The organism is Sphaerospermopsis sp. FACHB-1194 (assembly GCF_014696235.1).
In the GTDB taxonomy this organism is placed as follows: domain Bacteria; phylum Cyanobacteriota; class Cyanobacteriia; order Cyanobacteriales; family Nostocaceae; genus Sphaerospermopsis; species Sphaerospermopsis kisseleviana.
Genome location: NZ_JACJPU010000056.1, coordinates 19,538 through 28,855, shown reverse-complemented (window position 1 = coordinate 28,855; position 9,318 = coordinate 19,538). Strand labels below are relative to the sequence as shown.

General features: G+C 35.8%; 11 protein-coding genes and 1 pseudogene. 6 read left to right on the top strand and 6 right to left on the bottom strand.

Annotated elements, in window-relative coordinates; translation table 11 throughout:
- The first annotated feature begins 273 nt into the window (after positions 1 to 273).
- Positions 274 to 891 (top strand): heme-copper oxidase subunit III, encoded by a 618-nt coding sequence (locus H6F45_RS23010; protein WP_190348486.1) that lies wholly within the window; start codon positions 274 to 276, stop codon positions 889 to 891.
- Between the two features lie 265 nt (positions 892 to 1,156).
- Complete coding sequence (locus tag H6F45_RS23005) at positions 1,157 to 1,462, top strand: hypothetical protein (protein ID WP_190348485.1); 306 nt, start codon at positions 1,157 to 1,159, stop codon at positions 1,460 to 1,462.
- A 24-nt stretch (positions 1,463 to 1,486) separates the two neighbouring features.
- Here the strand turns inward: H6F45_RS23005 and H6F45_RS23000 are convergent, their stop codons facing one another.
- Together H6F45_RS23000 and H6F45_RS22995 are read right to left on the bottom strand one after the other, a co-directional pair.
- A complete protein-coding gene (locus H6F45_RS23000) occupies positions 1,487 to 1,786 on the bottom strand; it encodes a hypothetical protein (protein WP_096572734.1) in 300 nt (99 codons plus the stop codon).
- Positions 1,787 to 2,053: 267 nt separating this feature from the next.
- Positions 2,054 to 2,224 carry a chlorophyll a/b-binding protein gene (locus H6F45_RS22995; protein ID WP_096569692.1) on the bottom strand — a complete coding sequence of 57 codons (171 nt, stop codon included), beginning with the start codon at positions 2,222 to 2,224 and terminating at the stop codon, positions 2,054 to 2,056.
- A gap of 325 nt (positions 2,225 to 2,549) precedes the next feature.
- On the opposite strand from H6F45_RS22995, the gene ald reads away from it, so the two are divergent.
- The 3 genes and pseudogenes from ald to H6F45_RS22980 all read left to right on the top strand — a co-directional run bounded on the left by ald (position 2,550) and on the right by H6F45_RS22980 (position 5,676).
- Positions 2,550 to 3,641 carry an alanine dehydrogenase gene (gene ald, locus H6F45_RS22990; protein WP_190348484.1) on the top strand — a complete coding sequence of 364 codons (1,092 nt, stop codon included), beginning with the start codon at positions 2,550 to 2,552 and terminating at the stop codon, positions 3,639 to 3,641.
- A gap of 130 nt (positions 3,642 to 3,771) precedes the next feature.
- Positions 3,772 to 4,101 (top strand): annotated as a pseudogene (locus H6F45_RS22985) (cytochrome d ubiquinol oxidase subunit II); the annotation flags it as partial.
- A 207-nt stretch (positions 4,102 to 4,308) separates the two neighbouring features.
- Positions 4,309 to 5,676: a DNA cytosine methyltransferase gene (locus tag H6F45_RS22980; protein WP_190348483.1), complete on the top strand. Its 1,368-nt coding sequence runs from the start codon at positions 4,309 to 4,311 to the stop codon at positions 5,674 to 5,676.
- Between the two features lie 3 nt (positions 5,677 to 5,679).
- Here the strand turns inward: H6F45_RS22980 and H6F45_RS22975 are convergent, their stop codons facing one another.
- The 3 genes from H6F45_RS22975 to H6F45_RS22965 all read right to left on the bottom strand — a co-directional run bounded on the left by H6F45_RS22975 (position 5,680) and on the right by H6F45_RS22965 (position 8,200).
- Positions 5,680 to 6,480 carry a TdeIII family type II restriction endonuclease gene (locus tag H6F45_RS22975; protein WP_190348482.1) on the bottom strand — a complete coding sequence of 267 codons (801 nt, stop codon included), beginning with the start codon at positions 6,478 to 6,480 and terminating at the stop codon, positions 5,680 to 5,682.
- A gap of 3 nt (positions 6,481 to 6,483) precedes the next feature.
- Entirely contained in the window at positions 6,484 to 6,732 is a 249-nt protein-coding gene (locus tag H6F45_RS22970; protein WP_190348481.1) for a helix-turn-helix transcriptional regulator, read from the bottom strand.
- Between the two features lie 403 nt (positions 6,733 to 7,135).
- Positions 7,136 to 8,200: a WD40 repeat domain-containing protein gene (locus H6F45_RS22965; protein ID WP_190348480.1), complete on the bottom strand. Its 1,065-nt coding sequence runs from the start codon at positions 8,198 to 8,200 to the stop codon at positions 7,136 to 7,138.
- A 127-nt stretch (positions 8,201 to 8,327) separates the two neighbouring features.
- On the opposite strand from H6F45_RS22965, the gene H6F45_RS22960 reads away from it, so the two are divergent.
- Positions 8,328 to 8,792, top strand: coding sequence for a hypothetical protein (locus H6F45_RS22960; protein WP_190348479.1), 465 nt, complete (start codon positions 8,328 to 8,330; stop codon positions 8,790 to 8,792).
- Positions 8,793 to 8,876: 84 nt separating this feature from the next.
- Here H6F45_RS22960 and H6F45_RS22955 read toward each other — a convergent pair whose 3' ends face one another.
- A complete protein-coding gene (locus H6F45_RS22955) occupies positions 8,877 to 9,275 on the bottom strand; it encodes a nuclear transport factor 2 family protein (protein ID WP_096569686.1) in 399 nt (132 codons plus the stop codon).
- Between the last annotated feature and the right edge of the window lie 43 nt (positions 9,276 to 9,318).

Here is a 9,318-nt window from a genome sequence, read left to right as displayed (position 1 = left end):
GTGACTGGTGACTGGTGACTGGTGACTGGTGACTGGTGACTGGTGACTGGTGACTGGTGACTGGTGACTGGTGACTGGTGACTGGTGACTGGTGACTGGTGACTGGTGACTGGTGACTGGTGACTGGGTAATAAATTTTATGTTTTCTAATCAACTATTCCCAATTCCCAATTCCCAATTCCCAATTCCCAATTCCCCATTCCCAATTCCCAATTCCCAATTCCCAATTCCCAATTCCCAATTCCCAATTCCCAATTCCTAAATAAGAAATTCATGCAAAGTCAAATAGCTAACACTACGATCATTGAACAAAATCGTCATGGGGCTGTAGATGCCCATCATGAAGCACATCCAGATCATCGTTTATTTGGTTTGGTCGTGTTTCTTATTGCTGAAGGTATGATTTTTATGGGTATGTTCGGTGCTTATTTAGCTTTCCGTTCTACCTTACCTGTCTGGCCACCGGAAGGTACACCAGAGTTAGAACTGTTGTTACCTGGTGTGAATACTATCAATTTGATCGCCAGTAGTTTTGTCATGCACAATGCTGATACTGCCATCAAAAAGAATGATGAAAAGGGAATGCGTACTTGGTTAGCTATTACTGCGCTGATGGGTGCGATTTTCTTGGTAGGCCAGGTTTATGAATATACTCATCTGGAATTTGGTTTAACTACCAATCTTTTCGCTAGTGCGTTTTATGTTCTCACCGGCTTTCACGGTTTGCACGTAACCATCGGGGTTTTAGCGATTTTGGCAGTGTTGTGGCGATCGCGTACTCCCGGACACTATAGCAATGAACATCATTTCGGGATAGAAGCCGCTGAATTATACTGGCACTTTGTGGACGTAATCTGGATAATTTTGTTCGGATTACTCTATTTACTGTAGGTATTTATTTTGTGGTTATTCACTCCACTTGAATTCCAGTCCCCCATCCAGGGGGTTTTTTTATCAATTGATAATTGACAATGGAAAATTGACAATTGTTTCATTGTGTTTCATTGTAAGTATCCTGCGGAAATATGTTGATTGATTGTGAATCTAAATCACAGCATAAAAACATGAACAATTGAGTTGAGATTATGTCTTTGCATCAGTATAAAAAGAATGGATACCTAGCCGCAGGTATAGGTAGTTTAATAGGGGCTGCCTTATGATGTATCCAGGTCATTTTTTAGGTGTTGGTTATGTCAAAATGTTCATGCCAAATGCTACTCTCGATGGATTTATACCCCCTTTTATCGGTCTGATTTTTGGCTGGTGGATAGGAGAAGTGGTAGGATGTTGGCTGGCTTTGGGGTTGCTACGCTATCGCAGTGCAGCCAGAACAGCTAAATTATTAGCAATGCTGACTCCTGTTGGTATATTCTTTTGGGTGCGTCCAGAGGAAATAAATCTCTTACCTCCCCTGCTTGCTTCATTGCTCACAATTATCTCTCTCTTCTGCATTAATCCATAATTATCAATTATCAATTATCAATTTTCAATTATTTTGACGTGGTTTTTTCTTGGAAACTGTAATGATTGGTAATGGTGGAGTAGAGGGTTGAGGTGGTAAATAATGTTGCACCACAGTTTCCTCTGGCATGGGGGGTTGCTGCTGCACCCGCCATAATTTAAAGGCTAAAGCTACTACTGTTGTTCCTAAACCAAAGGTGAATAAAGACCAGCTATCATCTAAACCCCCAATCAGTGCATCTACTATACCCATTGTAACTAATACACTAATGATAGGTTCTTTCCGGTAGGCTGACTTCAAAAAACGAGGTAATATAGCGTTCATCACAGCTTTCTTTCCGCTAACTTTTCTTGTAAATTGTTCCACAATAGCGCAATTGCTATTCAATTATCATTTCTAGCTATCAAGTCATCTCACATTATAGTTTTCTGGGTTCAAAATAGATGTGGGGTAATTCACCATACTCTATACCATACTTTATACAGATATTGCGCTACTTTTTCCATAAATTAAAACCAGCTGGTTGATCCAACTGGTTTTTACTCTTCTAATTTCTAGCTTACATCTGAAATCGTTGGCTTGTGGTGGAAACTATTTCAAACCCAACCAAGCAAGTACACCTTGATTAGTGACATATTCAATCACGACCATTAAGATAAAACCAATCATAGCTGCACGACCGTTTAAACGTTCAGCATATTCGTTGAATCCAAACTTGGGTTCTTCTAATTTGGGGGTGACGGTTGGTTGTGGTTGTGTCATGATCAAAAGTTCCTCTCTGAAAAAATGGTGATTGGCAAACGAAACTTAACTGTCTTTTCTGAAATAGTGATGGGGTTTGAGCTTGAGATTCTTATGCAAGTTCTTATGCAAGAATCTTGGATAGCGTGATACAAACCCTTGCTTTACAATTTTTAATGTTTCTTTATCTATTGTAAGAACTGTGGAAGATTCGTCAAGGGAGGAGCGATCGCTAAATTTGCAATTTTGAATAATTGAATACGGACGGAGTGGAACAAATACTGCACTCTAGAGTGAATCATAGTGAATCCAAAATTATTAGAGGTTAATTAGAGGTTATAAATAAATGGAAATCGGTGTACCTAAAGAAACTAAAGATCAAGAATTTCGGGTGGGTTTGAGTCCTTCTAGTGTGCGGGTTCTCACGGAAAGCAGTCATACTGTGTTTGTAGAAACTATGGCTGGTGATGGTGCTGGATTTACAGATGATGATTACCGTAGTGCGGGAGCAAAAATTGTTGATACAGCAGAATCTACATGGCATCGGGAGATGGTTGTTAAGGTCAAAGAACCTTTAAAAACAGAGTATAAGTTTTTGCGAGAAGACCTGTTATTATTTACTTATTTACATTTAGCGGCTGATCGGCAATTAACAGAAAATTTGATTGATGCTGGAACTTGTGCGATCGCCTATGAAACTGTAGAACAACCAGGAGTAAATAGACTACCTTTGCTCACGCCCATGAGTATTATTGCTGGTCGGTTAGCTGTACAATTTGGGGCAAGATTTCTAGAACGTCAACAAGGTGGTAGAGGTGTACTTTTAGGCGGTGTACCTGGAGTTAAACCTGGTAAAGTCGTCATTTTAGGCGGTGGTGTTGTGGGAACAGAAGCCGCTAAAATTGCTGTAGGTATGGGTGCTGGAGTACAAATTTTAGATGTCAATGTAGAACGGCTATCTTATTTAGAAACTTTATTTGGTTCTAGAGTAGAATTACTTTATAGCAATTCTGCCCACATTGAAACCGCAGTTAAAGAAGCTGATTTGGTAATTGGTGCAGTGTTAATACCAGGTAAAAAAGCACCTATTTTAGTATCTCGTGAATTGGTGAAACAAATGCGTCCTGGTTCGGTAATTGTGGATGTGGCTGTTGATCAAGGTGGATGTGTGGAAACATTACACGCCACATCTCACACCAATCCAGTATATATTGATGAAGGTGTGGTACATTATGGCGTTCCTAATATGCCCGGTGCTGTACCTTGGACTTCTACTCAAGCGTTAAATAATAGTACCTTGCCTTATGTTGTGCAGTTGGCTAATTTGGGTGTGAAAGCTTTAGAAGTTAACCCCGCTTTAGGTAAAGGTTTGAATGTGAAAAATCATCGTTTAGTACATCCCGCTGTACAAGAGGTTTTTCCTGACTTGGGTAAATAGGTGACAGGTGACAGGTGACAGTTTGCCTGTTGCTGTTTTTCTTTTGTTTGCGCGAGGGGGTGGGTTTAACACTCTGGTTTCTAAAGGAGGGTTTTGGATCGCTCGATTTTCCTATAAGAAAGAAGGCTGAAAACCTCTTCATTATATCTTTGCCGTTATTCCAGTTTTGGGAGTGTGGTTAATTTGGCAACTTTTACAAAGTTTAAACCGCAAAGAAGAACGCGCTCCTTTTGTGTGGACAATTTTGTTGTTTGTGCTGACCTTTTTGGGTTTGGGGTTGATTGTTTCCCCCTATATTATCCCCAGACAAATTACCATTTATGAAGCATCTGCTGATCCTAGTTCTTTGGTGATTATGATCATTTTTATCGGTTTTCTAATTCCGGTGATGTTGTTTTACAATCTTTATCAATACATCGTCTTCTGGGGTAAGGTGACTGGTGGAGAGTATGGAGAATAAAGAGGTAGTTTGTCTTTTTTCATGATTTGGCACTGTAAAAACATTTGATAAATTTAGCTTGAAATCAGCAACATTTTAACTCAGCTTACTCGCTAGGCTGAGTTTTTATCATCAACATCTTTATGTTATTAGATTGAATATGGTATTTAGGGTGTTATAATTAAAGATTACATCCAAACATTTAGTAGGTAATATGGGCTAACAGCAATGAAATCTGTAAATTCGCAAATGACAAAACAAAAAGAATTACCTCTACAATTACTAATTTCTCGCAAACAATTCACATTTATTGACCTATTTGCTGGTATTGGCGGGTTTAGAATTGCTTTAGAAAAACTAGGTGGTCAATGCTTAGGCTATTCGGAAATAGACAAACAAGCTGTTAAAGTGTATCAGCAAAATTTTATCAGTTACTTAAACAAACATGAAATTGAATTAGGCGATATCACCAAAATTAGAGAACTTCCATCTAATATTGATGTAGTGGTAGGTGGTGTTCCTTGTCAACCGTGGTCAGTTGCAGGTTGTTTAAAGGGTTTTGAAGACCCTAGAGGAAAATTATGGTTTGATGTTATTCGGTTAGTCAGTAAAAGTCAACCTAAAGCTTTTATTTTTGAAAATGTGAGTGGTTTAGCAAGTCCTAAAAACAGAGATAATTTAGAACTAATTTTACAAGAATTTGAACATATAGGTTATTGTGTAAAATGGAAAGTATTGAATGCTTACGATTTTGGTTTACCTCAAAATAGAGATCGGGTTTTTATTGTAGGGATTAGAAATGATATAGAAAGTTGTCATCAATATCAATTTCCTAGCCCTTTGAACATTCATCCAAAAGTTTTAGATATTTTAGATGAGTTCAAAAATATAACAGTTGTAGAGAAAGTAAAATTAGACCCTCATACACTATTTAAAGGTATGATTCCACCATCAAGAACTAGATTTCAAAAAGATGATGAATTAAATGATTTTTTTATTTTTTCCGATTTAAGAAATGGTCATACAACAATTCATTCTTGGGATATTATCAAAACAAGTGATAGAGAGAAAATGATTTGTTTAACTCTTTTGAAACATAGAAGAAGTAAAAAGTATGGAGATAAAGATGGTAATCCTTTATCTTTTGAGAATTTCCGAGAACTAATACCTGACATAGAAATCAACGAATTAAATATATTAGTTGATAAAGGAATATTTCGTTGGACTGATAATCGAAAGTATGAATTTGTTAATTCCAAGAATATGACAGGTATTAATGATATCTATAGAATTATCTTACCTACTGCCGATATTGTCCCCACTTTAACTGCTACTGGCAGTAAAGACTATATAGCAACTGTATCTATTCATGCTAGTCATCCAGAAGAGTATAAGAACCTGTTTCTCGAAAAAATTTATAAACCTAAAAAATATATACCCATCACCGCAAAGCACGCTTGTAAATTACAAGGATTTCCTGCTAATTTTGCATATCATCAAAAAGATGAGGTAGCTAAAAAACAGTTTGGTAATGCTGTTCCTATCCCTGTAGTTGAGTATGTAGCTAAAGAATTACTCAGTATTGTTGATATATAATCATTAATTTGAGTAGAAAATATCATGGAATTCTTCGGCAAAGTTTTCTTGCCCTAGTTCAATAAACAGAGCTTTTAACTGCTCAAATGTATTTTCTTCCCCAGAACAAAAATTCCAAAATTCATTTTCTACCCATATATCTCTGCTAAACTCTAAGGGAGAACTAGATAACTTACTTTTTTGCTTTTCATACCAAGATTTATTAAAAGGATTAAAAGGAATGGCAATACGAGCTTCTAATTTAGTATTAGGATCTTGAGCAAACTTATAAGCGTACCATTCTAGAATTTGTCTATTAAATCCTTTAAAATCACCTTGATTTGGCTGTGTGGTTTTGATATCAAAAATATATTCAATTCCATTTTTAGCAAAATGGATATCTACTCCCGTACCAGATGCAGGGGATGTAAATTGAATAATGTCTTGAGGATTTGTTTTGAAAGCTGCATTTTTTAGACGTTGAATACATTCGTTTGTGGAAACTCTGATCTTATTAGGCTTATTTTCACGTTCATCCACTAATTTATCTAATTCATGCTGTAATATTTGGGGAAATGGTTCTGGACGTAATATTTTTGTAGTTACAATTTGAAATCCATTTAATTCTGCTAATGTTTTCGCTATAGGCTCCCAAAAAGTTGTTCCTAAACTTGTTTCTAATCCACCAATAAGAGAGCGTATTCTTCTTTCATTCGGAAAAATATCATCTAATACTTGGTAATTTTTTACTTCTTTACCTTTAAAGAAATTTCTAATTGAGTTTTTTAGATTTTCCTTGATTTTTTGTTTAATATAAGCATCCATACTTTAATGTTCTGAATTGATACTACAACTTGCAAATAGGTCAGGTATGGATATATTTAAGGCTTTTGCTAATTTTTCTATATTCTCCAAGGAAAAATTACATTTTCCTAATTCAATACTTGAGATGTAAGTTCGATGAAGTTCTGCTTTTTCAGCCAGTTCTTCTTGAGATAAGTCAAGTTCTCTTCTTCTTTTCCTTACAGCCCTACCAAAACGCCACTTTATATCTACCGCTTTATTTGCTCCAAACATATATAATCTAAAAAATGAAGACCATAAATCTACAGATTATACATGACATTTTGTAGCTTATACATTACAGGTATAAGTTTTGTAAACAAGATCAGGTATTATTTTTGCATTTTTGCTGAAAATTAGTCTGAGAAAAGCTGCTTTCCTTGTGCATTGCAATTTCCACTAAACTAAATAGATATAGATGGAGTGCGTTAGCGGTAGCTTACCGTAGGTATCGCTTGCGGTAGGATTTAGCATTGCTAGTAAATGTCAACTTAACTTAAAACCGATCACCCGACTGGGAATGAATTCCCAGTCTCATAGCAAAAGTCATCTAAAGATGACTAAAAATCCGTAAAAATCTATAGTTTACTTTAGTAAACTTTGACTATTAGCCATGAAATATGGCTTACGTCACCTATTATAATCGCCAAACCTTAATAGATTTATCACCACTACCACTAATTAAAGTTTTACCATCTTTACTCACAGCTAAAGCATAAATCCCTCCTGCATGACCTTCAATAGTGCGGGTTAACTTCCCAGTTTTGACATCAAAAATGCTGATTTTATGCCCTAAACCACCAGTAATAAAACTTTTGCCATCGGGAGTAATAGCAACAGCATTAATGCCACCAATGCCATCTGCAAAATTATGAATAAGTTTCCCTGTTCTGAGATTCCAAACTTTGATATTTTTACCGTCTGTTTGTTGAATTGACTGGTGAAAATCATTATAACCACCATTAATTAATGTGTTGCCATCGTTGCTAATAGCGAGAGATGTAACCGCCGACGCACGTTGAGATTCAAACATGGGATTTTGCGGTTTTGGTGGTACTAAGTTAGCAATTAATCTTCTGGTTCTCAGATTCCAACGTTTAATAGTTCCATCTTCATTGCCACTAATTAAATTTCTCCCATCGGGACTCATAACTACAGCAGTAGCGAAAACTTTAAAAGTATGTACCAATCTACCATTACTTAAATTCCATAATCTTAAAGTTTTATCATAACTGCTACTAGCTAACGTTTTCCCATCGGGACTAATAGCTATAGAAATTACTGCTGAAGAATGTCCGGTTAAATTACGATTTAATTTTCCAGTTTGCACATTCCAAAGTCTAATAGTATTGTCAATACTACTACTAACTAAAGTTTTACCATCTGGACTGAAAACCAAAGATGTTACTTTTTCTTTATGTCCTGTAAGAGTGCGGAGTAATTTTCCTGTTTTGAGATTCCAAAGTTTAATGGTTTTATCATCACTACCACTAGCTAAAGTCTGTCCATCTGGACTAATAACTATAGTGCTAATAGGTGCGGTATGTCCAGAAAGAGTAAAAACCGTTTGACTAACTTGGGTAGTATTGACTTTATTCTCAGCTATAGAAGGATAGAGAGTAACAGCATTGATAAAAGTTGATGCTGTTAATGTTGCTGCTGTGAACAGTTGCCAAAATTGGGGTTTGACTATCATCTTCATAGAAAGCAGGAAATAGTGTAATATTTTGATGTAAGGTTTGATTCAACTCCAAACTTTTCTGTTCCCCAAAAGTGTATAAATTAAGAGATGATAGAGTTGACTGTATTAAAGGATGATAATTGTCACCATGAATAAATTATTAGATGAATCACTGTCTTTGCAAGTTGCCGAAAGTATCAAAAGTAAAGCGAAAAAACCTTTTGATAATGCTTATAAAGCAGTTTTAGCAACCGAAGGTGCAAAGTATGTTCAAGGTTTTATAGTTTTTAGTGGTCATCCATTCAAACCTGTTGAACACGCTTGGATTGAGTTAGAAAATGTAATTATTGATCCGACTTTTCCTCATTTAAAAAGAAAAGCAGAGAACATTTGGTATTTTCCTGCCCAAAGTTTGACTGTGAAAAAGCTAAAAGCAATTATTGAAGAATCAGAGGAAGATTATCCTGAAGATGATCCTTTACCCATTTATGGTGATGCACCTTATGAATATTATGGGGATGTAATGTTAGGTGATCAAAAATATTTGGATGCTTATCAAGCTGCTGAGGTTAAATGTCGAGAAATTAATGGTTTAGATGCGGAGAAAAATTAATATTAAATAGGAGTCAGGAGTCAAGAGAGGAGGTAGGGGAGGAAAAGTTTTTGAATAATAACTAATGACTAATAACTAATGACTTTAATACGATTTACCATCACTACCAAAGTATTCTCTGTAGCTGCAAATTTTATCACCGCGCACATCAAAGGCAACTGCAACCCGATTTTTATAAGGTTGTCCTAATAAGTTGCCTTCATCCCGAAATTCAAAAATAACTGTTTTTTCGTTGCTGGTAATGTTGTCTAAAGAAGTTAGCTTTAGTCCAGGTTTAAAGGCTTCAGAAACATATTCAAAAAATTCTTTTGCTCGTTCTTTACCTGTATTTAAACCTTGAAATTTACCCATTGGAAACCAAAAGGTAAAATCATCGGTAAGCATATCAAGAAAATTTTGCCATTCACCGGTTTCTAGTCCTTGTTTAAAATGCTCAAATGCTTGTTGAGCAGTTTTTAAAGTGTTTTCTGATGTATTCTTCATTTATGTTGTTATCAATTATCAATTATCAATTGATCAAAGAAGC

Excerpts from the sequence above, each read along its gene's own strand:
- H6F45_RS22970 (WP_190348481.1), bottom strand. The coding sequence starts at position 6,732 with ATGTTTGGAGCAAATAAAGCGGTAGATATAAAGTGGCGTTTTGGTAGG.
- H6F45_RS23005 (WP_190348485.1), top strand. The coding sequence starts at position 1,157 with ATGATGTATCCAGGTCATTTTTTAGGTGTTGGTTATGTCAAAATGTTC.
- ald (WP_190348484.1), top strand. The coding sequence starts at position 2,550 with ATGGAAATCGGTGTACCTAAAGAAACTAAAGATCAAGAATTTCGGGTG.
- H6F45_RS22965 (WP_190348480.1), bottom strand. The coding sequence starts at position 8,200 with ATGAAGATGATAGTCAAACCCCAATTTTGGCAACTGTTCACAGCAGCA.
- H6F45_RS22955 (WP_096569686.1), bottom strand. The coding sequence starts at position 9,275 with ATGAAGAATACATCAGAAAACACTTTAAAAACTGCTCAACAAGCATTT.
- H6F45_RS22960 (WP_190348479.1), top strand. The coding sequence starts at position 8,328 with ATGAATAAATTATTAGATGAATCACTGTCTTTGCAAGTTGCCGAAAGT.
- H6F45_RS23010 (WP_190348486.1), top strand. The coding sequence starts at position 274 with ATGCAAAGTCAAATAGCTAACACTACGATCATTGAACAAAATCGTCAT.
- H6F45_RS22975 (WP_190348482.1), bottom strand. The coding sequence starts at position 6,480 with ATGGATGCTTATATTAAACAAAAAATCAAGGAAAATCTAAAAAACTCA.
- H6F45_RS22980 (WP_190348483.1), top strand. The coding sequence starts at position 4,309 with ATGAAATCTGTAAATTCGCAAATGACAAAACAAAAAGAATTACCTCTA.
- H6F45_RS23000 (WP_096572734.1), bottom strand. The coding sequence starts at position 1,786 with ATGAACGCTATATTACCTCGTTTTTTGAAGTCAGCCTACCGGAAAGAA.
- H6F45_RS22995 (WP_096569692.1), bottom strand. The coding sequence starts at position 2,224 with ATGACACAACCACAACCAACCGTCACCCCCAAATTAGAAGAACCCAAG.